The organism is Aestuariibius violaceus (assembly GCF_040779325.2).
GTDB lineage: Bacteria > Pseudomonadota > Alphaproteobacteria > Rhodobacterales > Rhodobacteraceae > Aestuariibius > Aestuariibius violaceus.
This window is the reverse complement of record NZ_JBFONT020000001.1, coordinates 876,768-902,766: the sequence shown is the minus strand read 5'-3', so window position 1 is coordinate 902,766 and position 25,999 is coordinate 876,768. Positions and strand designations below refer to the sequence as shown.

25 protein-coding genes and 1 riboswitch are annotated in these 25,999 nt (G+C 67.4%); of the genes, 17 read left to right on the top strand and 8 right to left on the bottom strand.

From position 1 onward, the window contains the following. Positions 1-181 precede the first annotated feature (181 nt). Positions 182-1,174 (top strand): glutathione S-transferase family protein, encoded by a 993-nt coding sequence (locus AADZ90_RS04470; protein ID WP_367308954.1) that lies wholly within the window; start codon positions 182-184, stop codon positions 1,172-1,174. On the opposite strand, the gene AADZ90_RS04465 is transcribed toward AADZ90_RS04470, so the two are convergent. Continuing rightward, complete coding sequence (locus AADZ90_RS04465; protein WP_367308955.1) at positions 1,159-1,524, bottom strand: response regulator transcription factor; 366 nt, start codon at positions 1,522-1,524, stop codon at positions 1,159-1,161. The genes AADZ90_RS04470 and AADZ90_RS04465 overlap by 16 nt on opposite strands. Positions 1,525-1,815: 291 nt before the next feature. Here AADZ90_RS04465 and AADZ90_RS04460 point away from each other — a divergent pair, with 291 nt between their 5' ends. The 7 genes from AADZ90_RS04460 (at position 1,816) to AADZ90_RS04430 (ending at position 7,968) form a co-directional block, all read left to right on the top strand. Then, complete coding sequence (locus tag AADZ90_RS04460) at positions 1,816-2,181, top strand: DUF1636 family protein (protein ID WP_367308956.1); 366 nt, start codon at positions 1,816-1,818, stop codon at positions 2,179-2,181. After that, complete coding sequence (locus AADZ90_RS04455; protein WP_367308957.1) at positions 2,181-3,179, top strand: threonine-phosphate decarboxylase; 999 nt, start codon at positions 2,181-2,183, stop codon at positions 3,177-3,179. The genes AADZ90_RS04460 and AADZ90_RS04455 overlap by 1 nt, the downstream gene beginning before the upstream one ends. A 64-nt stretch (positions 3,180-3,243) precedes the next feature. Continuing rightward, positions 3,244-4,149, top strand: a complete 906-nt coding sequence (gene cbiB, locus AADZ90_RS04450) for an adenosylcobinamide-phosphate synthase CbiB (RefSeq protein WP_367308958.1) — start codon at positions 3,244-3,246, stop codon at positions 4,147-4,149. Positions 4,150-4,263: 114 nt separating this feature from the next. Continuing rightward, positions 4,264-5,424, top strand: coding sequence for a lytic murein transglycosylase (locus AADZ90_RS04445; protein WP_367308959.1), 1,161 nt, complete (start codon positions 4,264-4,266; stop codon positions 5,422-5,424). Positions 5,425-5,444: 20 nt separating this feature from the next. Further along, positions 5,445-6,293 carry a glycosyltransferase family 2 protein gene (locus AADZ90_RS04440; RefSeq protein ID WP_411996938.1) on the top strand — a complete coding sequence of 283 codons (849 nt, stop codon included), beginning with the start codon at positions 5,445-5,447 and terminating at the stop codon, positions 6,291-6,293. Beyond that, positions 6,290-7,135, top strand: a complete 846-nt coding sequence (locus AADZ90_RS04435; RefSeq protein ID WP_367308961.1) for a glycosyltransferase family 2 protein — start codon at positions 6,290-6,292, stop codon at positions 7,133-7,135. The genes AADZ90_RS04440 and AADZ90_RS04435 overlap by 4 nt, the downstream gene beginning before the upstream one ends. Continuing rightward, entirely contained in the window at positions 7,132-7,968 is an 837-nt protein-coding gene (locus AADZ90_RS04430; protein WP_367308962.1) for a glycosyltransferase family 2 protein, read from the top strand. Before AADZ90_RS04435 ends, AADZ90_RS04430 begins: the two co-directional genes overlap by 4 nt. A gap of 60 nt (positions 7,969-8,028) precedes the next feature. On the opposite strand, the gene smc is transcribed toward AADZ90_RS04430, so the two are convergent. Beyond that, positions 8,029-11,481 carry a chromosome segregation protein SMC gene (gene smc / locus AADZ90_RS04425; protein WP_367308963.1) on the bottom strand — a complete coding sequence of 1,151 codons (3,453 nt, stop codon included), beginning with the start codon at positions 11,479-11,481 and terminating at the stop codon, positions 8,029-8,031. 229 nt (positions 11,482-11,710) lie between these two features. Continuing rightward, positions 11,711-11,939: riboswitch (cobalamin riboswitch) on the top strand. A gap of 115 nt (positions 11,940-12,054) precedes the next feature. Between smc and AADZ90_RS04420 the strand changes: the two genes are divergently transcribed. The 3 genes from AADZ90_RS04420 to AADZ90_RS04410 all read left to right on the top strand — a co-directional run bounded on the left by AADZ90_RS04420 (position 12,055) and on the right by AADZ90_RS04410 (position 14,333). After that, the gene (locus AADZ90_RS04420) at positions 12,055-12,702 is read left to right on the top strand and encodes a HupE/UreJ family protein (protein ID WP_367308964.1); all 648 of its coding nucleotides are present in this window, start codon (positions 12,055-12,057) and stop codon (positions 12,700-12,702) included. Positions 12,703-12,774: 72 nt separating this feature from the next. Next, on the top strand, positions 12,775-13,818 hold the full coding sequence (gene cobW / locus AADZ90_RS04415) for a cobalamin biosynthesis protein CobW (RefSeq protein ID WP_367308965.1): 1,044 nt from the start codon (positions 12,775-12,777) through the stop codon (positions 13,816-13,818). A gap of 68 nt (positions 13,819-13,886) precedes the next feature. Further along, positions 13,887-14,333, top strand: a complete 447-nt coding sequence (locus tag AADZ90_RS04410; protein WP_367308966.1) for a GNAT family N-acetyltransferase — start codon at positions 13,887-13,889, stop codon at positions 14,331-14,333. 5 nt (positions 14,334-14,338) lie between these two features. On the opposite strand, the gene AADZ90_RS04405 is transcribed toward AADZ90_RS04410, so the two are convergent. Then, positions 14,339-14,503 carry a hypothetical protein gene (locus AADZ90_RS04405; RefSeq protein WP_367308967.1) on the bottom strand — a complete coding sequence of 55 codons (165 nt, stop codon included), beginning with the start codon at positions 14,501-14,503 and terminating at the stop codon, positions 14,339-14,341. A gap of 53 nt (positions 14,504-14,556) precedes the next feature. Here AADZ90_RS04405 and AADZ90_RS04400 point away from each other — a divergent pair, with 53 nt between their 5' ends. Further along, positions 14,557-15,003, top strand: coding sequence for a GNAT family N-acetyltransferase (locus AADZ90_RS04400; RefSeq protein WP_367308968.1), 447 nt, complete (start codon positions 14,557-14,559; stop codon positions 15,001-15,003). Between the two features lie 73 nt (positions 15,004-15,076). After that, positions 15,077-18,763, top strand: a complete 3,687-nt coding sequence (cobN, locus tag AADZ90_RS04395) for a cobaltochelatase subunit CobN (RefSeq protein ID WP_367308969.1) — start codon at positions 15,077-15,079, stop codon at positions 18,761-18,763. A gap of 207 nt (positions 18,764-18,970) precedes the next feature. Here cobN and AADZ90_RS04390 read toward each other — a convergent pair whose 3' ends face one another. Further along, positions 18,971-19,363, bottom strand: coding sequence for a hypothetical protein (locus AADZ90_RS04390; protein WP_367308970.1), 393 nt, complete (start codon positions 19,361-19,363; stop codon positions 18,971-18,973). Here AADZ90_RS04390 and AADZ90_RS04385 point away from each other — a divergent pair. The 3 genes from AADZ90_RS04385 (at position 19,362) to cobO (ending at position 21,214) form a co-directional block, all read left to right on the top strand. Next, entirely contained in the window at positions 19,362-19,886 is a 525-nt protein-coding gene (locus tag AADZ90_RS04385) for a hypothetical protein (RefSeq protein WP_367308971.1), read from the top strand. The two genes, AADZ90_RS04390 and AADZ90_RS04385, sit on opposite strands and share 2 nt — an antisense overlap. 190 nt (positions 19,887-20,076) lie before the next feature. Then, positions 20,077-20,292 carry a hypothetical protein gene (locus AADZ90_RS04380; protein ID WP_367308972.1) on the top strand — a complete coding sequence of 72 codons (216 nt, stop codon included), beginning with the start codon at positions 20,077-20,079 and terminating at the stop codon, positions 20,290-20,292. A 313-nt stretch (positions 20,293-20,605) separates the two neighbouring features. Then, positions 20,606-21,214 carry a cob(I)yrinic acid a,c-diamide adenosyltransferase gene (cobO, locus tag AADZ90_RS04375; RefSeq protein WP_367308973.1) on the top strand — a complete coding sequence of 203 codons (609 nt, stop codon included), beginning with the start codon at positions 20,606-20,608 and terminating at the stop codon, positions 21,212-21,214. Here cobO and AADZ90_RS04370 read toward each other — a convergent pair. Next, positions 21,211-22,071, bottom strand: coding sequence for a hypothetical protein (locus tag AADZ90_RS04370; RefSeq protein WP_367308974.1), 861 nt, complete (start codon positions 22,069-22,071; stop codon positions 21,211-21,213). The genes cobO and AADZ90_RS04370 overlap by 4 nt on opposite strands. An 87-nt stretch (positions 22,072-22,158) precedes the next feature. After that, positions 22,159-23,808, bottom strand: coding sequence for a thiamine pyrophosphate-binding protein (locus AADZ90_RS04365; RefSeq protein ID WP_367308975.1), 1,650 nt, complete (start codon positions 23,806-23,808; stop codon positions 22,159-22,161). A gap of 97 nt (positions 23,809-23,905) precedes the next feature. Between AADZ90_RS04365 and AADZ90_RS04360 the strand changes: the two genes are divergently transcribed. After that, positions 23,906-24,436 carry an NADPH-dependent FMN reductase gene (locus tag AADZ90_RS04360; protein WP_367308976.1) on the top strand — a complete coding sequence of 177 codons (531 nt, stop codon included), beginning with the start codon at positions 23,906-23,908 and terminating at the stop codon, positions 24,434-24,436. Positions 24,437-24,446: 10 nt separating this feature from the next. Here the strand turns inward: AADZ90_RS04360 and AADZ90_RS04355 are convergent, their stop codons facing one another. After that, complete coding sequence (locus AADZ90_RS04355; RefSeq protein ID WP_367308977.1) at positions 24,447-24,845, bottom strand: VOC family protein; 399 nt, start codon at positions 24,843-24,845, stop codon at positions 24,447-24,449. Between the two features lie 89 nt (positions 24,846-24,934). Further along, the gene (locus AADZ90_RS04350) at positions 24,935-25,966 is read right to left on the bottom strand and encodes an NAD(P)/FAD-dependent oxidoreductase (RefSeq protein ID WP_367308978.1); all 1,032 of its coding nucleotides are present in this window, start codon (positions 25,964-25,966) and stop codon (positions 24,935-24,937) included. Between the last annotated feature and the right edge of the window lie 33 nt (positions 25,967-25,999).

Below are 25,999 nucleotides of genomic sequence, written 5' to 3'. Positions count from 1 at the left end.
CAGGGCGTCGTCGGTCCCTTCCTTAGACCGCGGCGCACGGCGCTTCAATGCAAAGCGCGAGCCCATCGGCCCCATAACCGGCACCCGCCATCCCGCGCAGACCCCGTGCGCTCCTGCGGAATAGGAACATCCGCATGCCCCGTTAGATTTAGCTCACAACCCGCAAAGCATGGAGGAACCGATGGGACAGCTCGTCGACGGCGAATGGCACGACACCTGGTACGACACCAAATCGACCGGCGGCGCGTTCAAACGCTCGACCGCAAAGTTCCGCAACTGGATCACGCCTGACGGCGCCCCCGGCCCGTCGGGTGAGGGCGGGTTCGAAGCCGAATCGGGCCGCTACCATCTCTATGTCAGCTACGCCTGCCCCTGGGCCCACCGCACGCTGGCCTTCCGCGCCCTGAAGGATCTCACCGACCATATCGGCGTCTCGGCCGTCCACCCCGATATGCTCAGCGACGGCTGGACCTTCGCGACCGACTTCCCCGGTGCGACGGGTGACAAGCTCTACGATCTGCCTTTCGCCCGGGACATCTACCTCAAGGCCGATCCGAAGATCTCTGGCCGCGTCACCGTCCCCATCCTGTGGGACAAGGTGTGCCGTACCATCGTCTCGAACGAAAGCTCCGAGATCATCCGCATGTTCAACTCGGCCTTCGACGGGATCACCGGCAACACCGACGATTACTGGCCCGAAGAGCTCCGCGAGGCCATCGAACCGGTGAACGACCGCATCTACGACACCGTCAACAACGGCGTCTACAAGTCCGGCTTCGCCACCACTCAGGAGGCATATGAAAAGGCCGTCCACCCCCTCTTCGACAGCCTCGATTGGCTCGAAGACCGCCTGTCCACCAACCGCTACCTGATGGGCAACCGCATTACCGAGGCCGACTGGCGTCTCTGGACGACGCTCGTCCGCTTCGACCTCGTCTATCACCAGCATTTCAAGTGCAATCGCCGCCGGATCGTCGATTATCCGAATCTCTGGGCCTTCACGCGCGAGCTCTACCAATGGCCCGGCATCTCAGGCACGGTAAACCTTGACCACATCGTGCGGCACTACCACTACAGCCACGAAAGCATCAATCCGAACCGGATCATCCCGATCAACCCGGTGCTCGACTGGGACGCGCCGCACCAGCGCGACCGGGTTCAGTTGGCGGCGTAATGCTCCACGATCGCCGCCAGATCATCCGGCGGCGTTTCTGACTGCACGAAGGCGCAGGCGTTCGGGATGTGCTGAAAGATCGACCCGTCCGAAAAGAAGGTGGTATTCGTCACGAACACCACCCGCGCCTCAGGCAGCCGGTAGCTCGCGTAATCGGCAACCGCAAAGGCGCCCCCGCCTTCCAGCACGAGATCGAGCACGATGACATCGAACGCGCCCTCGCGGACTTGCCGCACGGCGTCATCCTGATTATTGGCACAGGTCACGTCGAGGCCCAACCGCTCCAGATGGCGGCACCAGATGCTGCAAAGCTCCGGAGAGCTCTCGACGACCAGAACTTTTGTCTTCACCGCGCGACCCTCCTTCACGGGCAGAGCAGGACAGGATGTTCTCTCGTCGATCATGATTCAGAAAGGTTAATACTTCGCTAACCCTGGTAAAGATCTTCCTTAGCGGAACGGGAATATCTCGTGGGTCAAAGACCTTTCACCACAGCATCTTCCCGGCAAAGGTAAACGCTCCGGTAACGGTTCGGAAAGCCTCAAGGGCACGCGGCCGGTCACAGCCAGACCACCCCGCCTTGCCCTGGCACCGCTTTTCGGGTTTCACCCGTTCCGACAAAGCAAGGGGCCGGCCATCCGATGACAACCTGGATCACGATCTGCGACACCTGCAAGCTCGAAGGCTGGGAGGCGACAGGCGCCACCGAAACCGACGGCGAGCGCCTCGCCACCTTGGTCGAAGCCGCGGCACAGGTGCCTCTCCGCACCCGCCGCGTCTCCTGCCTGATGGGCTGCTCCCATGGCTGCAACGTCGCAATCCAGGCGGACGGCAAGCTCGCCTACACGCTCGGCCGCTTCACCCCCGACGCCGACGCGGCAGAGGCTATCACCGCCTATGCCGCCCTCCATTCGGCAAGCGAAACCGGCGTTGTCCCCTACCGCCAATGGCCCGAAGGCGTGAAAGGCCACTTCGTCACCCGCCATCCGCCGCTCCCCGACGAGTGATGACGGCCCCCCTCCCAGAGGAAACTCCAGACGCCCGGGAAAGCCCCGACCACGGCGGAAACCTCGACGCGGCCATCGCGCGATACGGCGGCACGCGCGCCGACTGGCTCGACCTCTCGACCGGCATCAACCCCGTGCCCTACCCTGTCGGCGACATCAGCCAAGACAGCTGGACCCGGCTCCCGGACCAAGCCGCGACCGACCGCCTCCTCGTGGCCGCCAGGCAGTTCTGGAAAATCCCCGACGCCGCCCGGATCGTCGCCGCCCCCGGCGCTTCCGCGCTCATCGCCCGGATGCCCGACCTCACTGCCACGACAGCCGCCCACATCCCCGGCCCCACCTATAACGAACACGCCCGAGCTTTCTCCAAGGCGGGATTTCCCGTCAACGACCCGGACCGGGCCGATAGCAATACCCATGTCTACGTCCATCCCAACAATCCGGACGGCCGCCTATGGGGGGCCGAAATCATGGGAGGCCGCTCCCTAACCATTGTCGACGAAAGCTTCTGCGACACGATCCCCGACCAAAGCCACGTCCCGTTCACTGGGAATACCGGGATCGTCGTCCTCAAAAGCTTCGGAAAGTTCTGGGGCCTCGCCGGCCTCCGCCTCGGTTTCGCGATCGGAACGCCGAAGACGCTTGCACCTCCGGGTCTCGTCTCCCTCACCGACCTCCTCGGCCCCTGGCCCGTCTCCGGCCCCGCGCTCGACATCGGCGCCCGCGCCCTCGAAGATCACGCCTGGGCCAAGGCCACCCGCGCCCGTCTCGCCCAGGACGCCACTTGCCTCGACACCCTCCTCACCGCCGGCGGAGCCCACCTCGTCGGCGGCACTCCCCTCTTCCGCCTCTACCAGGTCGACGACGCCGCCCGATGGCAAAACCGCCTTGCCGAACACCGCGTCTGGTCCCGCATCTTCCCCTATTCGAAAACCTGGCTCCGCCTCGGCCTCCCCGCGCCCGACCGCTGGGACCAGCTGCGGGACGCGCTCCCATGACGCGGGACGGCGGGCGGGGCGACGCTGCGGCAGAGCCGCCAGCGAGCGCCGGACGGCCGTCCCGATGACCACGGCCCTCCTCCTCGCCGCGCTTCTCGACGCCGCCTTCGGCGAACCCCGCTGGCTCTGGGGCCGGCTGCCGCACCCGGCGGTCCTCATGGGCCGCGCCATCGGCTATCTCGACGAACGCCTCAACCACGGCCCCGCCCGCCGCGCCAAGGGTGTCGCGGCGGCCGCCACCCTGACGACCGGCGCGCTCCTGACAGGCTTCGCTCTCATGGCCCTCCCCGGCCAGATCGCCGAGATCCTTCTGGCCGCCATCCTCCTCGCCCAGCGCAGCCTCGCCGATCATGTACGCGACGTCGCAAACGCCCTCCGCCTCTCCACGGCCGAAGGCCGCCGCGCCGTCGCCCGCATCGTCGGTCGCGACACCGCCGCGATGGACGACCCCGCCATCGCCCGCGCCGCCATCGAAAGCGCGGCCGAAAACCTCTCTGACGGCGTCATCGCCCCCGCCTTCTGGTTCCTCATCGCAGGCGCCCCCGGCCTGCTCGCCTACAAGGCGATCAACACCGCCGACAGCATGATCGGCTACCGCACCCCGCGCCACGAGGCCTTCGGCTGGGCCTCAGCCCGCCTCGACGACGTCCTCAACTGGATCCCCGCCCGCCTGACCGCAGCCCTGATCCTCGCCGCCGCAGGCCATCGCCCCGACTGGTCCGCCTTCACAGCGGACGCCAAACGCCACCGCTCCCCCAATGCCGGCTGGCCCGAGGCCGCCATGGCCCGCGCCCTCGACATCGCCCTCGCCGGCCCCCGCAGCTACAACGGCGAGCTCCGCGATTTCCCCTTCGTCCACCCCCAAGGCCGCAAAGATCCCGGCCCAGCCGACATAGACGCCGCCATCACCCTCCTCTGGCGCAGCTGGGCCCTGGGCTTAGCCATCGTAGCCATCCTCACCGTCCTATAAGGGATGGCGGGTGGGGCAACGTCCGAAGGACGAGCGTCACCCACCATCCCCAAACCTTGCGACCCGCCCAAACCCCGCTAAGGTCCGCCGCGACCCAATCCAAGGAGCGCCCACATGCGCCTCGCCGCCCTCCTTCTCGCCCTCGCAGGCCCCGCCGCGGCCCAGACCTGCGGCGGCCCCTTCCCCGCCTTCCTCGACGGACTGGTGCAGGAGGCGACGACAAAGGGTCACGACTCAGCAACGACCCGCGCCTTCCTCGCCACGGCCAATCAGGACCAATCCGTCCTCGCCGCAGACCGCCGCCAAGGCATCTTCCAGCGCCCGTTCCTCGACTTCTCCCGCGCAGTGATCTCGGCGGGCCGCCTCCAGAACGGCGCCCGCCAATACGAACGCCACCGGGCCACCTTCGACCGCATCGAACAGGACTTCGGCGTCTCCCCCGGCGTCCTCCTCGCCTTTTGGGCGCTCGAAACCGATTACGGCGCCGTCCAGGGCGACTTCAACACGCTCGACGCGCTCGTCACCCTCGCCCACGATTGCCGCCGGCCCGAACTCTTCCGCCCCCAGATCTTCGCCGCCCTCGAGCTTTACGAACGCGGCGATTTCGACCCGGCCACCACGACCGGCGCCTGGGCGGGTGAGATCGGGATGGTCCAGATGCTCCCCGAGGACATCCTCGAAAACGGCCGCGACGGTGATGGCGATGGCAAGGTCTCCCTCAAGACCTCCCCGCAAGACGCGCTGCTGTCCGGCGCCGCCATGCTCCGCTCCCTCGGCTGGCGCGCGGGCGAACCCTGGCTGCAAGAGGTCACCGTCCCCGACACGCTCGACTGGTCGCTCACCGGCACCGATACACGCCTGCCCATCGCGGACTGGCAGGCCATGGGCGTGGCCGCCCGCACCGGCCCGCTGACCGACGGCCTCGACGCGTCGCTCCTCTTGCCCCAGGGGCGCAACGGCCCCGCTTTCCTCGCCTATCCGAACTTTGACGTCTTCTTCGAATGGAACCAGTCCTTCACCTACGTCACCACCGCCGCCTACATGGCGACCCGCCTGATGGGCGCCCCGGTCTACGACGCAGGCAACCCCGACCCCGGCCTGTCGCCCGACCAGATGGAAGAGCTTCAGCGCCGCCTCCAGGCCCGCGGGCGTGACGTGGGCGATGTTGACGGCATCCTCGGCGCCAAGACCCGCAACGCGGTGCAGGAGGTCCAGCAGGAACTCGGCCTGCCCGCCGATGCCTGGCCCACGCCCGACCTGCTAAACCGCCTCTAGTGAACACAACGCCGAAAGACGTGGCCAAACGCCTCCGCCGCGGCGAAACATGGGTGCAGCGCCGCGTCACGGGCCTCCTCTGGCGCACCCGCAACACGCTGCCCCCCCCTTCCGGCCACGGCACTGTCATCTTCGCCCTCCCGCTCGTCGCCAAGGCCCGCTCCGACGACTGGGGCCAGGTCGAGGCCAATCTCGCCGGTACCCTCAAAAGCTTCCAAAACCAGACCCGGCCCGACTGGCACGCCTATATCTGCGGCCAGGACCGCCCCGTGCTGCCCGAGGACGACCGCATCACCTTCCTGCCCTTCGACCGCAAGGACGCCTTCTTCGACAAGGGCGCGAAGATGTCCAAACTCGCCCGTCACATCCTCGCCGAGGGCCCGGAAGAGGGCTATTATTTCCCCTTCGACGCCGACGACATCCTCCACCCGAAGGTGGTGGACCATATCCTCACCGACGACAACGGCGCGGGCTACTACATCGACAAAGGCTACATGCTCCACGCGGAAACCGGCGATCTCGCCGCCCTCCAGCCCCCCGATGCCCGCTTCCCGAACGCGACCGAGTTCCTCCGCTCCTGCGGATCGTCCACCGCCATCCGCCTCGACCGGCGCGCCGGTGCCGACATGGCCACGCTGATCAAGAAGCGCGGCGCCCACCGCAAGGTCCCCCGCAACATGACCCATTTCGGCCTGCACATGACGCCGATCCCTTTCTACGCCGCCCTCTACGTGGTCGGCCACGGCGAAAACATGCGCCAGCGCCGCGGCAAGATGGCTGGCAAGCTGCAACATCTGGACATCTCACCCCTGACCGCGGAGGAAGCCGCCAAAGTCCGCCAAGACTTCCGCCTGGACGATCTGCCATGAAACTCCTCACCGATCTCCGCCAGCGCCTCGATGACGCAAGCCATGCCCGCACCTGGCGCGCCGCCAACCCGCTCGACCCGCCGTCGGATGACCCAAAGGTGATCTACGCGATCCCTCTCGTCTCCCGCCGCCGCTCAGACGACTGGGACGTGGTCGAAACCAACCTCGCCCGCACGATGGAGGCGCTCCACCGCCAGACCGACCCGAACTGGACAGCGCTCATCTGCGGACAGGATCAGCCCGAACGGGTCACCTTCGGAGACAACGTCCGCTTCCTGCCCTCTGACGCGTCGGACAAGTTCAACGACCGGCCCGAGAAGGCGCGCCAACTCGCGGGCCATGTCCTCGACACGGAAACCGGCGACGGTTACCTCTTCCCGCTTGACGCCGACGACCTGCCACATCCCAGGCTGACCGCCCACATGCGGACGGACAATAACGGTCACGGCTACCTGATCGACAAGGGCTACATGTATGACGCCGCCACAGGCCGCCTCGCCGTCCTGCAGCCCTCGAACCGGCAATTCCCGAAAGCCAAGCGCTTCTACAACCATTGCGGTTCGTCCGCCGCCTATCGCTACGACCTGCGCAGCGGCGCCGATTTCACCGGCCTCCTGATCGAACGGGAGATCCACAAACAGGTGGCCCGCCACGCCCGCCGCTACGGCTTCCGGCTGGCCCTCGTCCCGTTCCACGCCATGGCCTATATCGTGAACCATGGCGAAAACCTCAGGGAGAAACGCGGCAGCCTGCACCGCAAGATGACCCATTTCGACAAAAACGCCCTGCCGCCCGAGATGGCCGAGGAGGTGCGCAAAGTCTTCCACCTGCCCTCCCCATGACCCGCAATCTCCGCCTCTCCGGGCTCTTCAAGCCGAACTCCCCGCTCCAACGAAAGATCAAGGGCGCGATCTTCCGTGCCACGACCCGTCTGCCGCCCCCGTCCGCCGATCCGAAGGTCATCTTCACGATCCCCCTGGTCGGACGCGCCAAGACCGATGACTGGCCGACGATCCAGCGCCTGCTTACGCAGACCCTCTCAAGCCTCCTCCGCCAGACCGATCCGAACTGGTCCGCCCTCATCTGTTGCCAGGACCAGCCCGACCTGCCCGACGACCCCCGCATCAGGCACCTGCCCTATACCGGCCCCTCCCGCGGCTCCGACAGGACCAAGAAGATCGCGATGCTCTTCGAAGAGGTCGGCCGCACAAAAGGCGTCGACGGCTACGTCTTCCACCTCGACGCAGACGACATTCTCCACCCAGGGCTCGTCGACCACATCCGCACCGACAATAACGGCCAGGGATACGTCATCGAAACCGGCTACATGTTCGAAGAGACAGAGCCCGCCATCGCCCATCTCGGCCCGGAGCCACCTTTCTGGGGAATCTGCGGCTCATCCAATGCGCTCCGCTTCGATCATCGCGGCCGACGGGACTTCACCGAGGTCATAAGCCGCCGCGGGTCGCACACCGAAACGCCCACCCGCATGGCCGATTACGGCTTCTCCCTTGCCCCGGTCCCGTTTCCCGCCGCGCTCTACCTCGTCAACCACGGCGCCAGCATCAGCGAGCAGCGCGGCCGCACCGAAATCAGGCAAGGCTATCTGGGGAAACACGCGCTTTCACCCGACGAACGCGACGCCATCCTGACGGAGTTCGGAGTGAAACCCTGACGCCAACCTCAACGGAGCGTCAAAACCCCACCCTCAGATCCCCGAAACCCGCCCGAAAAATCAAGCCACCATCGTCTCTGCCCGCTTCAGATCGACCGAGACAAGCTGCGACACGCCCTGCTCGCCCATCGTGACGCCGAACAGCCGGTCCATCCGCGCCATCGTCACCGCATGGTGCGTGATGATCAGGAACCGGGTATTGGTCCGCCGCGTCATCTCGTCCAGCAGATCGCAGAACCGCGTCACGTTCGCGTCGTCCAAAGGCGCGTCGACCTCGTCGAGCACGCAGATCGGTGCCGGGTTCGCCAGGAACACCGCAAAGATCAGCGCAAGCGCCGTCAGCGTCTGCTCGCCGCCCGACAGAAGCGAAAGGGTCGACAGCTTCTTGCCCGGCGGCTGGCACAGGATCTCCAGCCCCGCATCCAGCGGGTCCTCGCTTTCAACCAGCTCCAGCCGTGCCTCGCCGCCGCCAAACAGGTGCTTGAACAGCATCCCGAACGACCGGTTCACCTCCTCGAACGCCGTCAGAAGACGCTCCCGCCCTTCGCGGTTCAGGCTCGAGATCCCGGTGCGAAGCGCCGCGATTGCCGCCTCCAGATCCTGCTTCTCCTTGGCGAGGGTCTCATGCTCCTCGCGGACTTCCTTCGCATCCTCTTCGGCCCGCAGGTTCACAGCCCCCAGCGCATCGCGCTGCCGCTTCAGCGTCGCAACCCGCACCTCGATCTCCTCGGCACCGGGCATCTTGTCGGGATCCGCCCCCAGAGCCTCCAGCAGCCGCTCCGGCGTCACCTCGAGCGCCTCCTCGATCCGCAAGGCCGCGGCCTCGACAGCCTCCTCCGCGCTCGTGGCATGGGCCTCGGCCCGCGCCCGCTCTTCCCGCGCCTCGGACGCCGCCCGCTCCGCCGCCCGCAGGGCCACATCCGCCTCGCGCGCCGCCGTCTCGGCCTTCACCAGCGCCTCATCGGCCGTCCGCTTGCGCGTTCCGGCCTCTTCGCTGCCGGACGCCAAGGCCGCGATCCGCTCCGCCACCTGCGACGGCAGCGCGGACACTTCGACCAGCTCCTCTTCCGAGGTCGCCTTGCGCGACACCAGTTCGGCCATCCGTCCCGCAGCGTTCTCAAGCCGCTGACGCCAGCCGCCCAGATCCTTCTCGATCGCCCGCCGCCGCCCGGCCCGCGCCTCGGCCTCCCGGCGCAGTTCATCAAAGGCCGACCGGCGGGCCATCATCGTCATCCGCGCTGCCTCGACCGTGACCCGCACGTCTTCCAGCTCCGCCTTCGCCGCCGACGGGTCGCCGACCTCGGCCAGCCCGGCCTCGGCTTCCTTCAGCCGCGCCTCGGCCGCCAGCGCCTCGTCCTCGTGCCGCACCACCGCCAGCTTCGCCGATTCCAGCCGGCCCTGCGCCAGATCCCGGTCTGCGGCAGCCCGGGATTGCCGCCGCTGCGCCTCCGCGACCGCTGCATCCGCCGCTTTCCGAGCTGTCCGCGCCGCCCCATCGGCGGCCACCGCCTCGGACAGTTCCGCGCCCAAGGCCTCATGCGCGACCCGCGCCACCTCGGCGCGCTGCCGCGCCGCTGCCAGCTCTTCGCGCAAGGCAGCCAGCCGGTTCATCTGCTCCAACCGCAAGGCGGCCTCCGACGGGGCATCCTCCGCATTCGCCCGGAACCCGTCCCAGCGCCATAGATCCCCCTCGCGCGACACCAGCCGCTGCCCCGGCGCCAGAGCCGCCTGCAAAGCCGCCCCCTCGGCCCGACCGACAACCCCGATCAAGGCCAACCGACGATCCAGAACCCCCGGCGCCTCGACGAAATCAGCCAGCGGAGCCGCCCCACCCGGCAGATCCGACACGCTTTTATAAGCCGCCAACGCCGCCCAGCCCGAGCCTTCCTCGGCCACCAAAGGCGCCCGCAGATCGTCGGCCAAGGCCGCGCCCAGCGCCTTCTCGTAGCCATCCGAGACGCTCACCCGGTCGATCAGCTGATCCCCATCGCCCGCCTCGCGTGCCACGAGGCGTTCCAGCGCCGCCGTCTCGGCCTCCAGCGCCTTCGCCTCGCCGTCCGACGACGATCGCGCCGCCCGCGCCTCGGCCTCGCGCCCCTGCACGGCGGCCCGCGCGTCCTCGGCGGCGACCAACGCCGCCTCCGCCGCCTCCGCTGTCTGCACCGCCTCCGCCTCGGCCGCTTCCGCTGCCTCGGCCTCTCCCGCGGACTGGCCCAAAGCGGCCTCCGCCGCTTCAACCGTCTCGGCCGCCCGTGCCGCTTCCGACCGGGCCCGCGCCAGCACCTTGCCGGTCTCCTCGACCAGCCGCTCCGCCGATTGATGCCTCGCCGCAAGCCGCGCCGCATCCTCCGTCGCCTCGGCCAGGGCCGCCTCGCGCGAGGCCAGCACCTCCGCCGCCTCCCGCGCCGCCGCTTCCGCCTCGGCCTGCCGGGCCGCGTCGCCCGCGCTCTCGGCCTCTAGCGCCTTCGCTTCCTCTTCCAGCCGCGCGATCGTCTCTTCCGCGTCGCGGTTCAGCCCGCCTTCGCGCTCGATGTCGCGCCCCAGCTGCGCCACCCGGCCTTCCAACGCCACCCGCGCCGCCTCGGCCCGCTCGGCCTCGGCCTCCAGCGTCCCGCGTTCGACCTCCAGCCGCTGCACCAACGCCGCCGCGATCGCCGCCTCCTCGCGCACCGGCGGCAACCCCGCCTCCGCCGCCTCCCGTGCCGTGCCGGCCGAAATGGCCTCCCGCTCGGCCGCAGCCGCCGCAACCGACCGGTCTTTCAACACATCGCGTGCCCCGGCTAAAGCCAGATCCGCCTCGCGCCAGCGCCGGTACAGCAGCAGCCCCTCCGCCTCGCGCAGCGCCTCGGCGATCTCCCGATACCGCGCCGCCTGCTTGGCCTGCCGCGCGAGCGAGGCCAGCTGAGACGCCAGCTGCTCCAGCACGTCATCGACCCGCGACAGGTTCTGCTCGGCCCCTTTCAGCTTCAGTTCCGCCTCGTGGCGCCGCTGGTACAGGCCCGAGATTCCCGCCGCCTCTTCCAGAATCCGCCGCCGCGCCTTCGGCTTGGCATTGATCAACTCGCTGATCTGCCCTTGCCGCACCAGCGCCGGAGAATGCGCCCCGGTCGAGGCGTCGGCGAACAGCATCTGAACGTCCCGCGCCCGCACGTCCTTGGCGCCAACCTTGTAGGCCGATCCCGCATCCCGCGTGATCCGCCGCACGATCTCCAGCATGTCGTTGTCGTTGAACCCGGCGGGCGCCAGCCGCTCCGTGTTGTCGATGACCAGCGACACCTCGGCGAAGTTCCGGGCCGGCCGCGTCGCGGCCCCGGCAAAGATGACATCCTCCATCCCGCCGCCCCGCATCGCGGTCGGGCGGTTCTCGCCCATCACCCAGCGCAACGCTTCCAGAAGGTTCGACTTGCCGCAGCCGTTCGGTCCGACCACGCCGGTCAGACCGTCGGCGATGATCAGATCCGTCGGATCGACGAATGACTTGAATCCGTTCAGCCTCAGCCGGGAAAACCTCATGACGGGTCTCCTTCTCTGCTCAAGACCGGACCGTGACTCGCCCTCCGCCCATGAGTCAACGCCCCAAACACCAGACCTGCGGCTGAAACCCGCTTTATCCACAAGATATTGCGCCCTACTAACCGAGATCCCTCCTCATCTGGCCCAAAATACTCCCCGCGGAGCGTCCCACCCCCTCCAAAAGCACCACCCGATGAGAATCATCCTTGACGCCGCCACTGTCCGGGCCCCACAACATTCCATGCATGGTTCCCCGCGACAGGCGCACACCGCCTCCGGGGACGAAATGGGAATGCGGTAAGGGCCGATCCATGCAGGAGGCCCCGATCCGCAGCCGCCCCCGCGACTGTGAGCGGAGAGCGCCCGGCCGATGAACGCCACTGGGGCACCCCCCGGGAAGGCAGGCCAGGTTGCTACGACCCGCGAGCCAGGAGACCAGCCATGCGACCGGGTCCGCCCGGTGACTGCAACGACGGACGGGGTGTTCCGTGGGGGTCAGCCGAGAACGCCCGTAAGGGCGGCCGAGGCCCAACCCAGGAAAGCCCCCTTCAAAGGATCCGAAGGGGACCAGACATGAAGAAGTATCTCGCCGCCGCGCTCGCGCTCACCGCGACGCCCGCTTTCGCCCACCACCCGCTGAACGGCCTACCGATGGAGACGTTCTCCCACGGCCTCCTCTCCGGGGTCGGCCACCCAATCCTCGGCTTCGACCATCTCTTCTTCATCGTCGCCGTCGGCATCCTGGCCAGCTTCACCGCCAGCCGCCTGACAGCACCGCTGGCCTACATCCTGACCATGCTCGCCGGCTGCGTCTTTGTTTCGCTCGGCTTCCAGATGCCGCTCACCGAAGGCCTCATCGTCCTCTCGCTCCTCACCTTGGGCGGCATCCTCGCCTCCGGCCGGATGACCGGCCAGACCGCCACCCTCGCCCTCTTCGCCGCCTTCGGCTTCGTCCACGGCGCAGCCTTCGGCGGAACGATCGCCGGCCAGGAAGGAGGAGCGGCAGCGACCGTGTTCACCGGCTACCTGATCGGCCTCGCCGCGATCCAGTACGCCATCGCCATCGGCGCCGGCTGGCTCGCCCGGACGCTTTTCGGCGCAACCGACGCCACAGCGACCAATGCCCGCCTGATCGGCGCAGGCATCGCCGGTGTCGGCGCCTTCCTCGCGCTTGAGATCGTCGAAGGCCCGATCGTCGCCGCGCTCACCGGCGCCGTCTGACGATCACGCCCAAAGCCCCGGCCACCGCGCCGGGGCCTCACCCCCAGCAACCGCGCGACCGGATCCTCACACATGCCCGCCAAAATCCCCGCCACCATCGTCACCGGCTTCCTCGGCGCCGGAAAGACCACGCTCATCCGCAATCTCCTCGCCCAGGCAAATGGCCGCCGCATCGCCCTCATCATCAACGAATTTGGTGATCTCGGCGTCGACGGCGACATCCTCAAGGGCTGCGGCGACGCTACCTGCCGCGACGAGGATATCATGGAGCTCTCAAACGGCTGCATCTGCTGCACCGTGGCCGAGGATTTCATCCCGACGATGGAAAAGCTCCTCGCCCGCGACGACGCCCCGGATCACATCGTCATCGAAACCTCCGGCCTCGCGCTGCCCCAGCCGCTCGTCCGCGCCTTCAACTGGCCGGCGATCTCCACGAAAGTCACCGTCGACGGCGTCATCGCCCTGGTCGACGGCAAGGCGACCGCCGAAGGCCGCTTCGCCCACGACCCGGCAGCGGTCGACGCCCAGCGCAAATCCGACGACAGTCTCGACCACGAGACGCCCCTCTCCGAACTCTTCGACGACCAGATCGCCTGCGCTGACATGATCGTCGTCAACAAGACCGACCTCCTGACCGAGGCCGAGGCGGAAACGCTCACCACCGACCTCACCACCAAATCCCGCGACGCCGTCCGCGTCGTCAAGGCCGCCCACGGCCAGCTCCCGCTCGACCTCCTCCTCGGCCAGAACGCCGCGGCAGAAGCCGACACCAAGGCGCGCCACGAGATCCACCACCATCACCACGACGACGAAGACGGCCACGATCACCACGACCACGACGATTTCGAAAGCTTCACAATCACCCGCCCCGAGATCACCGATCCCACGGCCTTCGCCGAGCAGGTCGCGGGCATCATCCGCGCCCACGACATCCTGCGCCTCAAAGGCTTCGCCGCCGTCGAAGGCAAACCCATGCGCCTCGCTCTCCAGGCCGTCGGCCCGCGGATCGAGACCTATTACGACACGCCCCTCACCGGCCCCCGCGAGACCCGCCTGGTCGTCATTGGCCAGACCGGCCTTGACCGCGCGGCGATCACACGGGCGCTGTCAGCATGACCCACACCGCCCCGGCCTTGCGCCGGGGCCTCCTCCTCAACTCTCGGTACTGCCGACAGATGTCTCGAATGGAAGTCACCCGCATTGACCCGCTCCACCCCGACGCGCTCCGGCTGATCGCCGGCAGCGAAGCCGAGCAATCGGCGCTCTATCCCCCGCATCTCCGCCACGCTTTCTCGCCGCAGCAGCTGATCGATGACGACATCCGCTTTTACGCCGCCTGTCGGGACGGGGCGGCGCTCGCCTGCGGCGGCTACGGCTCCTATGACGGCTATGCCGAGCTCAAGCGCATCTATGTCGACCCCGCCCATCGCGGCGCCGGCCTCGCCGACGCGATCATCGATATCTGCGAGGCAGACGCGGCCGCAGAAGGCCTCCCCCTCATGCGCCTGGAAACCGGCGAAGCCTCCCCCGCCGCCCTGCGCATCTATACCCGCCTCGGCTACACCCGCTGCGGCCCCTTTGGTCCTTACGAGGAAAACGGCTCCTCCGTCTTCATGGAAAAGCCGCTATGACCCCCTCACTCCGGCGGGTCCGCCGGATCCGGCCGATCCTCGAACCCGCGGATCTTCTTGCCCTTGTGCTCATCGATCGCGAAATCCTCGGACGCCTTCGACGGCTTGTCGAACTGCCCTTTCTCCTTCTCGGGCTCGCGCTCGGCTTCACTACGTTCAGTATCGTCCATGCCGTATCTCCCTCTTTCTCCCCGAAAACACGCCATGCCGCCGCACCGTTCCCATGACCCTCGTTGAAACCGATCCCCGCAGCCCAAGGGCCCGGGCCCTGCTCGAGCAAAGCCACGCCCTGATGAACAGCCTCTTCCCCAAAGGGGCCTGCCACTACCTCGACCTCGACGCCCTCGCCCAACCCCACATCACCCTCTGGCTCACCGAAGACGCCCACGCCTGCGGCGCGCTGGCCCGCATGAATGGCTACGGTGAAATCAAGTCCCTCTTCACCGCCCCCGCCGCCCGCGGCAAAGGCCATGCCGACCGCCTCCTGACGAACATCATCGACACGGCCACGACAGAGGGCCTCCCTCTCCTCCGCCTGGAAACCGGCACCGGCCTAGACGCCGCCCATCGCCTCTACACCCGCCACGGCTTCACCCCCTGCGACCCCTTCGGCCCCTACACCGACAGCCCCTACTCCATCTTCATGGAAAAGCCGCTGATAACTCCATGACCCGCACCCCTCCTCATCTTGCCGAAAATACCTCCGCCGGAGGCATCGTCGCACAGCGGCGACCGGAGCCCAAATGCACCTGATCGCCGCCACCCCCGGCGCCATAGAAGACGGCACCGACCCCGTCGATCTCGGCCAGACGCCCGCCGACGTCGTCGTCATTTCGGCGGCCGATACCGAACTCGCCGCCCTCTCCGAAGCCCACCAGCACCTCGCAGAAGGCCCAACGCTCCGCCTCGCGAACCTCACCCACCTGCGCCACCCGATGAGCGTCGATCTCCACCTCGACGCCTGCGCCACGCACTCCCGCCTCGTCGTCATCCGCCTGCTCGGCGGCCGCGGCTACTGGCCCTACGGCACCGACCAATACGCCGCCCGCCTGGCCGAGGCGGGTGTCCCCCTCGCCCTCCTCCCCGGCGACGACAAACCCGATGCCGACCTCCGCGCCCTCTCGACACTTCCCGACGACGCCTACGACCACTTCTGGTCCTACCTCGTCGAAGGCGGCCCCGAAAACGCCGCCAACCTCCTGCGCTACGCGCGCCACCTCCTCGACCAGACCGACACACCGCCCGAGGCCAAACCCCTCCTCCGCGCCGGCGCCTACTGGCCGGGCACGGGTCCCACGGACCTCACCGAAATCCGCACACACTGGCGCCCGGCCGCCCCCATCGTCCCGATCGTCTTCTACCGCGCCCTCCTCCAGGGCGCCGGTCTCCACCCGATCAACCGCCTGACGAAGGCGCTGCTGCAAGAGGGCCAGAACCCGCTGCCCATCTTCGCCGCCTCCCTCAAGGACCCGCTCAGCCAGGCCACCCTCGCCCGGCTCTTCGCCGAGGCGCCGCCCGATGCGATCCTCAACACCACCGCCTTCGCCACCGGCACCCCCGACGCGCCGGCCGACACGAACCCGCTCAACGTGAACGACGCCCCCGTCTTCCAGACCATCCTCGCAGGCTCCACCGAAGAGGCTTGGTCGGGCGGCCTTTCCGGCCTCTCCGCCCGCGACATCGCCATGAACGTGGCCCTGCCAGAGGTCGACGGCCGCATCCTCTCCCGCGCCATCAGCTTCAAGACAGAGGCCTACCGCGACGAGGCCACCCAGGCCCCCATCGCCACCTACCGCGCCCGCGGCGACCGCGTCACCTTTACCGCGAAACTCGCCGCCCACTGGACCAGCCTCCGCCGCACCGCCCCAAAGGACCGCAAAGTCGCCCTCATCCTCGCCAACTATCCCAACAAGGACGGCCGCCTCGCCAACGGCGTGGGCCTCGACACCCCCGCCGCCACCGCACTCACCCTCCGCCACCTCGCCGCCCAAGGCTACACGATCGACAATCCCCCAACGGACGGCGAAGCCCTGATGGACCAGCTCCTCGCCGGCCCCACCAACTGGCTCACCGACCGCGCCAGCCGCGAGGGCGGCCAAACCCTCCCCCTCGCCACCTACCAACACCACTATTCCCAACTCCCCCTGACCCTCCGCGAACAAATCGAAACCCGCTGGGGCCAGCCGGAAGACGATCCCTTCATCTGGCCAGAAATACTCAATCCCGACGTCTCCAAAGGCCCCGCCTTCGCCCTCTCGATCCACCGCTTCGGCAACGCGACGGTCTGCCTCCAGCCCGCCCGCGGCTACAACGTCGACCCCGAAGACACCTACCATTCCCCCGACCTCGTCCCGCCGCATAACTACCTCGCCTTCTACATCTGGCTCCGCCACCACTGGGGCGCCCACGCGCTCGTCCATCTCGGCAAGCACGGCAACCTCGAATGGCTCCCCGGCAAGGCGCTGGCGCTGTCCGAAACCTGCTGGCCCGAAGCGATCCTCGGCCCCACGCCCCACATCTACCCTTTCATCGTCAACGACCCGGGCGAGGGCAGCCAGGCCAAGCGCCGCACCTCTGCCGTTATCGTCGACCACCTTACCCCACCGCTAACGCGCGCCGAAACCTACGGCCCCCTCCGCGACCTCGAGGCCCTCGTCGACGAATACTACGAGGCTGCCTCCCTCGACCCCCGCCGCGCCGACCACCTGCGCACCCAGATCCTCGACATCTCGCAGGCCACCGGCATCGCCGAGGATTCCGGCGCCGGAGACGACCTCACCAAGCTCGACGCCTGGCTCTGCGAACTGAAAGAGGCCCAGATCCGCGACGGTCTCCACATCTTCGGCCAAAGCCCCGAAGGGCCCCAGGCCCGCGACCTTGCCATCGCCCTCGCCCGCCTCCCGCGCGGTGATGGCACCCAAGGCAACGCCTCTCTCCTCCGCGCCCTCGCCACCGACCTGAACCTCGCCTTCGACCCCCTCGACTGCGACATGGCCGAGCCCTGGCGAGGCCCCCGCCCGGAACTCCTCAATGCCCCCGGCTGGCGCAGCACCGGCGACACCGTCGAACGCCTCGAACACCTCGCCATCCGGCTCGTGGATAGCGAAGAGCGCCCGCCAGGGCCGATGAGCGCCGCCGTCCTCGAGACGATCACCCAAAACATCCGCCCCACCATCGCCGCCTGCGGCCCGCAGGAACTCCATGGCCTCACGCAGGCTCTCAACGGCAACGCCATCCCCCCCGGCCCCTCCGGCGCTCCGACCCGAGGCCGCCTCGACACGCTCCCCACGGGCCGCAACTTCTACTCCGTCGACACCCGCGCCGTTCCCACCCCCACCGCCTGGGCGCTGGGCTGGAAATCAGCCACCCTCCTCCTCGAAAAGCACCTGCAGGACCATGGCGACTGGCCCAAGGCGCTCCTCCTCACCGCCTGGGGCACCGCCAATATGCGCACCGGCGGGGACGACATCGCCCAGGCCCTCGCGCTCATGGGCGTCAAGCCGACCTGGGACAGTGCCAACCGCCGCGTCACCGGGTTCGAGGTCCTGCCCCAGGGCGTCCTCGGCCGCCCCCGCGTCGACGTCACGCTCCGCATCTCGGGCTTCTTCCGCGACGCCTTCCCCCAGCTCACCGCGCTGGTCGACAGCGCGGCCAAGGCCGTGATGGCCCTCGATGAACCAGACCACCTCAACCCCACCGCCGCCCGCGCCCGCGCAGAAGGCGCGCAACCCCGCATCTTCGGCGCCAAACCGGGCGCCTACGGCGCCGGCCTCCAGGCCCTCATCGACGAACGCCTCTGGACCGACCAGAAGGACCTCGCCGAGGCCTATCTCGACTGGGGCGGCTACGCCTACGAGGCCGGGCAGGAGGGCAAAAGAGACCGCGAAGGGTTTGAGGCCCGCCTCTCCCAGGCAGACGCCATCGTCCAGAACCAGGACAACCGCGAACACGACCTGCTCGATTCAGATGATTACTACCAGTTCGAAGGCGGCGCCGCCGCCGCCGTCACCCACCTGCAAGGCCAATCCCGGCCGATCTACCACAACGACCATTCCCGCCCCGAACGCCCCGTCATCCGCACCCTCGACGAGGAAATCGCCCGCGTCCTGCGCTCCCGCGTCGTGAACCCCAAATGGATCGACGGCGTCAAACGCCACGGCTACAAAGGCGCGTTCGAGATCGCAGCCACCGTCGACTACCTCTTCGCCTTCGCCGCCACGACCGGCGCTGTAAGAAACCACCACTTCGACCTCGTCGAAGCGGCCTTCCTAGAAGACGACGCCACCCGAGATTTCATCGAACAAGCCAACGCCCCGGCCCTGCGCGAAATCGCCGAACGCCTGCAGGAAGCCATCGACCGCAACCTCTGGACCCCCAGATCCAACTCCGCCCGCGCCCGCATCGACCGCTACGCGGCGGGAAAGAAATAGCGCCCTTCAACCTGCTCGCTTACACCTGCCCAAACGTACCGCCCGGCGGACACGCCGGGGGTGAGTGCCGACAAAGAAACCGTCCACCGGACGATGTCTAAGACACCGCTCACCCCAAAAGAAAAAACGCGCCGCCTCAGCCGCGCGCCTCTCACTCATCCGAATTCACAAACGATCCCGCCGCCGGGACCGGCATATCGCGGGGTCTCAGAAACCAGCCGCGAGCGCCGCAATACCAAAATACGAAAACAGCATCACCAAGCTGAACAGTCGCATCGTATCACCCTTCCTTATCCGGTCCCCGATCCGCAAACGCATCGAGATCCGCCTTTTGTTCCATCCGGCCGCAATATTGCCGGACAGGCCACCATTCGTCAGAAACCTCTCTCCCATCTCCCACCCCGAAACGCCGTCTCGATCAAGCCGCACCGCGCCGCGCCGGCCATAAGCACAAGCGCATAAGGCATTTCGGCAACAGCGCCGCGCAAAGATGCCACAGGCAGCGCGGCCCCAGTCGTCCATCGGCGCCGGACAAGCCAAGACCAGCCCGGGGCGCTCGCACGCCCAAACCAAGACCGCGATTTCAATAGGATCTTCCATGAAGCGACTTGTCATTTCCGCCCTTGCTCTCACGGCGCTTACCGCCTGCGAACAGGCCGATATCACCACGCCCCCCGTCCCCGTCACCGCCAAGAACACCAGCACGGCGCGCGGCCTCGACGTGTATGCGGGCCTGCGCCGCCCCGGCGCCGTCGTCCCGGATTTCCGCGGCCAGACCAGCGTCGAAATCCGCGCCTTCGACCGCACCGGCGGCGGCAATTCGGGCGAGCTCACGGGCATCCCCTGTACCATCGACAACACCCTCTACCAGGCCAGCATCACCACGCCTGCCACGATCGTCGTGCCGAATTACGGGCCGCAATCCCCCAGTTTCCGCGTCAGCTGCCGCTATGGCGACCGCGAGGAAACCGTGACAGCCGCGATCTTCAACCAGACCGCAGCCAACCGGCAGGCCGCCGGCGGTGCAATCGGCGGCTTCCTGGGATCCCTTGCCGCAAGCGGCATCCCCGACCAGGAGGGCGACGTCTACACCTACCCGGAGGTCACGGTTAACTACCGCTGACCGGCCCCGGCTGGGCCTCTATCCAGGGGCCGGCCGTTTCACGCGGCGCGACAATCCCCGCCCATAGCGGCAATCACGCCTCCCACCGGCGCCCCGGCACGGAAACGGCATGAGGCCGCCCAGCCCGGTCCTCACTCCCGCCCAATTCGTCTCAAAACTGATCTTACCCAACAGTTTCGGACGAGTGCCCATGATCCGCCTCCCCCAGACCCGCCGCCCGCACAGCGCCCGCTTCTGCCTCGCGAGGGTCCCCGGCCCGATCAAGCTTGCCGCACTCGCGGCCATCACGCTTGTCGCCGCGGCTCTCGGCGCGTTCGGGATCGTCTTGCAGATCACCGCGCTTTCCCTCGTCCTCGCCGCGCTCCTCGCCGTCGTCGCTCTCTTCGCAAGCGACGGGGCCTTCTGACCGTCCGAGACTCGCGAAAACAATGACCTCCTGAATGCGTGCTCTGTTTCCTTTTGAGCGTCAGAAAACGACCTAACCGTTGCACCTACCTCTGACCGTGCGGTCCGTTACCACGCGTCTCGCGGCCAAATGTCCGACAAGAGTCCGACGCGATGCTGACGGAAAGCCGCAGCCTGAAATCCCGATACAACCAGCATTAACAGCCGATTCGCGTTGCCCCGCCGAAATCCTTCGGCCCGGCCCCGTCACGATCCGGTAACGCTTTCACCCGGCGCAACACCGCCCTATCCTCCCCGGGGAACGGAGGACGCCGATGACCGATGACCCAGACCGCCACGCCGCCAAGATGGCCAAGAAGAAGGCCGCCCGCGACAAGATCATGGCCACCAAGACGGGCGAAAAGGGCCTGATCATCGTCCATACCGGCAAGGGCAAGGGGAAATCCTCCGCCGCCTTCGGCATGATCTTCCGCTGCATCGCCCACGGCATGCCCTGCGCCGTCGTCCAGTTCATCAAGGGCGGCATGTCCACGGGCGAGCGTGACCTGATTCTGGCCAAGTTTTCAGACGCTTGCCAGTTCCACACGATGGGCGAGGGCTTCACGTGGGAAACCCAGGACAAGACCCGCGACACCGAGATGGCGCAGGCCGCCTGGGCCAAGGCGAAGGAACTGATCGCGGACGAGACCAACCGCATGGTCCTCCTCGACGAGATCAACATCGCGCTGCGCTACGGATACCTCGACATTGCCGAGGTTCTGGCCTTCCTGCGCGATCACAAACCGCCCATGACCCATGTCGTCCTCACCGGTCGCAATGCCCATGAGGACCTGATCGAGGCCGCCGATCTCGTCACCGAGATGGAGCTTGTCAAACATCCCTTCCGCGCCGGCATCAAGGCCCAGCAGGGTGTTGAGTTCTAACGGTTTTCCGCGAACTGGGGCATCTCGTGCAGGCCAAGCGCCTGGATCAGCTCCACCGCGTCTTCCTCAGTTCCGTCACCCCAGACGGTCAGCAGATAGGTCTCGTTGAAGAAACCGATCAGCCGCACCGTCCGGCCTCGCACGGCCTGCTGCACGTTCCGCTTCGAAAAGTTGCGCTCGCGAAACTCGATCCCGTCGATCTCAACGGTCCGCTCCTGCGATTTATCGAGGGCGGACAGCATCTTGAACGTCGCCTCCATGTTCCGCTCCGCCTGCTCCACCTCATCGTTTAGCAGGATGCGAGCCAGCGGATGCACCGGCAGGTTCACCTCGCCGCCCTGTGCCTCCGGCTGCTCCTCGATGACCTTCTTCTCCAGCAGAACGTTGAACCGGCTGTCGTCGCGGGCATAATTGGCAGCCGCACGTAACTCGCCGTTATTCCTCAGCTTTTGATTGTCGCCATTCGCCCAGTTCATGTTGAGCTTCAGATTCAACTGGATCACGTCCCGCGATTCCGGCCGGGTCCCGGCCACGGCTTCCTGCAGGAACTCGTCGTCATTCGGGATCGACCCGTCCAGCCGGATCGTCCGCACCGTCCACGGGTTCTCGATCGGCGTCATGTCCCAGCCTGCAACCGCAGGCAGCGGTTCCATCAGCGCCTCTTCGGCCGAGGTCGTCCAAAGTCCCGACACCCGCGACCACAGCGATGGCCGCTCCTTCTCCGACCCATCATCTTCCCGCAGGCCGGCAGCGACCTGCACGCCCGTGATGACGTCGGTCTGTTGCTGCAGGTAGAAGTACCCACCGCCCGTTGCCGCAAGGATTAATATGAAAATGAGTGGTAGAGCCTTGTCCATGTCCGATGCTCCAAAGGAAACAACGATGCTGCTGTTAGGAGGATTGTCTGGCAAAACTGAGGCCGCAACGCGGAAAACCCGCGCCGATCAGGCCCCGCGCAACGCCTGCTCCCGCGCAGCGCTCAGGCTCTGACCTGTGGATAACGCCTCCGCGTCGACCTGCAGCTCGATCACCCGCAGACCCTCTGCCGCCTCGGCCTCTCGAAACGCATCGGCAAAGTCCGCGTCCCGCGTGACACTCCAGCCCGCCCCACCATAAGCCCTTGCCAGGGCGGCGAAATCCGGGTTCGCCAGATCCGTCCCGCTCACCCGTCCCGGATAGGTCTTCTCCTGATGCATCCGGATCGTTCCGTAGCGCCCATTGTTGACGACCAGCACGATGACCGAGGCGCCGTATTGCACCGCCGTCGACGCCTCGTTCAGCGTCATCTGGAAACACCCGTCCCCGGCAAGGCAAACCACTGTTTTCTCGGGGTATTCCAGCGACGCCGCAATCGCCGCCGGAAACCCGAATCCCATCGACCCGCTGGTCGGCGCCAGCTGCGTTCCGAACCGCTTGTAGACGAAATACCGATGCAGCCACGCCGCATAGTTCCCGGCCCCGTTCGTCAGGATCGCATCCTCCGGCAGGTGATCCGATAACCAGCTGATAACGTTTTCTAATTTCAGATCGCCCGGGGTCTCCTGCGGCGCAATCCACGCCTCGTAATCCGCCCGTGCCGCCGCCCTCCAAGCCTCCCAGGACCGACGCGGTGCCACCTGCACCAAAGCGCGAAGCGCGGGCTCCGCCCGAGCGACAAGCGCCATCTCCGCCGGATAGACCCGTCCGATCTCCTCGGCCCCGGCATGGATGTGGATGACTGCCGGCGCCTTTCCCGGCGCCGGCCGCAGATACCCGCCCGTCTCGATATCCCCCAGCCGGGACCCCAGAACCAGCAGCAGATCCGCTTCCTTCATTCGCGCCGCCAGCCGCGGATTGACCCCCACATTCAGGTCGCCCACGTAACAAGGATGCCGGTTGTCGATGTAATCCTGCCGCCGGAACCCCACCGCCACAGGCAGCTGCCAAGCCTCTGCAAAGGCTGCCAAATTCGCCGCCGCCTGCGCCGACCACAGCGGTCCGCCCGCCACGATCATTGGCCGCTCCGCCTTGGCCAGCCGCCCTGCGATCCGCTCCGCCGCAGCCTCCAGCCCAACCTCAGCATCCGGGGGCGGCACAGCCCGGTCCGGCACCTCCGCCATCCCGCTCAGCACATCCTCCGGCAATGCCAGCACCACCGGCCCCGGACGCCCCGCGACCGCCACCCGAAACGCCCGCGCCACGTATTCCGGCAGCCGTTCGGTCTCATCCACCTCCGCCACCCACTTGGCGAGCGGCCCGAACATCGCCCGGTAATCGACCTCCTGAAACGCCTCCCGGTCCCGGTCGCCGGTCGCAATCTGCCCCACGAACAGCACCATCGGCGTCGAATCCTGCCGCGCAACATGCACGCCCGCCGACGCATTGCACGCCCCGGGGCCCCTTGTCACAAAGGCCACACCCGGCGCTCCGGTCATCTTCCCCTGCGCCTCGGCCATCATCGCCGCCCCGCCCTCATGGCGGCAAACAACCGTCTCGATCCCGTTCTCGTAAAGCCCGTCGAGCGCCGCCAGAAAGCTTTCCCCCGGCACACAGAAGACACGGCTCACCCCGAATGCCGTCAGATGATCGACCAGGATCTGCCCACCATGCCGCATAACTGTCCTCCCTCGGCTCGCGCCGCACCATGACCCTGCCGCGCACCCTTGTCCAACCCCTTCCGGGCGCTAAAAAATTCCCGGTAAAGGAGCTTCCATGACCACACTCGTCACCATAGCCGGCGCGCTGCGCCAGGCCTCGACCAATCGCCTGCTCGCCGCCGAGGCCGCCCGCCTCTTCGCCCCCGATGAGCTGATCCAGGCTGACCTGCGCTTCCCCCTCTATGACGGCGATCTCGAAGAGGCCGAAGGCGTCCCCGACGCCGTCCAGACCCTCGCCGACCAGATCGCAGGGGCCGACGCGGTCGTGATCTCCACGCCCGAGTACAACAAGGCCCTGTCCGGCGTGCTGAAGAATGCGCTCGACTGGATCAGCCGCACCAAGGGCCGCCCCTTCGCCGGCAAGCCCACCGCCATCATGTCCGCCGCCGCAGGCCGCGCAGGCGGCGAACGCTCGCAATTCTCCCTCCGCCTCTGCCTCGTCCCCTTCGGCGCCGACGTCCTGACCGGACCCGAGGTCATGATCGCGAATTCCGGCAATGCCTTCGATGACACCGGCCGCCTCAAGGACGAAAACGCCGTCAAGTTCCTCGGCCAGCTGATGGAGAACCTGCGCGCCCGCATCTAGGGTCTAGACCCTAGTCGGCCGGCACCGACACCTCGATCAGGTTCCCATCCGGATCCCGCACATAGAGCGACAGGATCGGCCCTGCGGCTCCCGTCCGCCGTACAGGCCCCTCCTCGATCGCCACCCCGGCCGCATCGAAGGCCACACGCCACTCGTCCAGAGAAGTCTCTGTCAGAAAACACAAATCCGCGCTCCCCGCCGTCGCCTTCGCGGCCTTCGGCTCGAACTCCCGGCCCACCTCGTGCAGGTTGATCTTCTGCGCCCCGAAGGCCAACGCCACGCGGGTAGAGCCATCGGCCGGATAAAAGATCTCCGCCCGCATCCCCAGAAGATCCTCGTAGAACGCCACCGTCACGTCGATATCCGCGACCGTCAGCACCAGATGGTCAAGCCCCGTTACCTTCGGCATCATCCCCTCCTTCTATAGCGCACCGCCCGACGAAGGCCGGGCCGGGCGGGTGTCGTGACGCGCAGCGGCACGCAGTCGTCCGCCCGGCCTCACAGATTATCCTCGACCCGGAACCCTTCCGGGATCCGACTGGTCCCCTCCAGAACCAAATCCGCCATCACCTCCCCCACCAAAGGCGCCATCCCGAAGCCGATCTTGAACCCGCCATTGGCAATGAAAACCCCGTCCCTCTGCGGATGCCGCCCCAGCATCGGCGCCCGGCTCCGCGCCCGCGGCCGCACGCCCGCCCAGCGCGCGATCACCTCCGCCTCCCGCAAAACCGGAACCGCCGCCCGAACCCGCGCGATCACATCCTCGACGCTCGCATCGACCGACACATCCTCAAAGTCCCGTTCGCTCGTGGAGCCCACGGCAACCGTCCCATCCCCATGGGCCACCACATGCAACCCGTCTGCATAAAGCTGAGGCACCGCCCCCGCCTCATACCTCAGCAAGGCCGCCTGTCCCTTCACGCCGTTCCCGACCGGACGACCCAATTCCTCCGAAAGCTCAAGCAATCCTTGCCACCCGGTCGCCCAAACCTCGATACCGCCTCCCGGCGCCTCTTCCAGAATGTTCGCATCCAACGCCCGCAAAGCCCCGGCCAAAGCCTCCGTCGCTCGCCGGGGGTGGATCTGGGCCGAAAGCGTATCGCGCACCCAAAACCCGGTCGGCGACGGGGGGCCCCAATGGCCCGCTTCGGAAACCACCTCCCACGCCGCCTCGCCCCGCCACAGCTCCACCGCCCCCGCTTCCCGGCCCCGTGCCAGCTCAACCGCCCGGACATCCTCCAAGGGCTGAACCCGCCCCGTCCGCGCATACATCGGATCCTTGCCCGAGCGCTCCGCAACGCCCGCCCAGAACCCCTCCGCCATCAGCAGGCTCTCCAGCTGAAAGGCCTTCTTCGGGTTCCAGTTCTCCGGCACGTGCGGCGCCAATGCGCCCACGATCCCCCCGCTCGCCCCCGCAGCCACGCCACCCGGATCCACCACACGCACGAAGGCGCCTCGCAATGCACAGGCATAGGCAACCGACAGGCCAAAAATCCCCGCGCCCCGCACCGTCACATCCGCGATTGCCATCCCGGCCCTCCGCCGCCATTGTCCCGCCCAGCA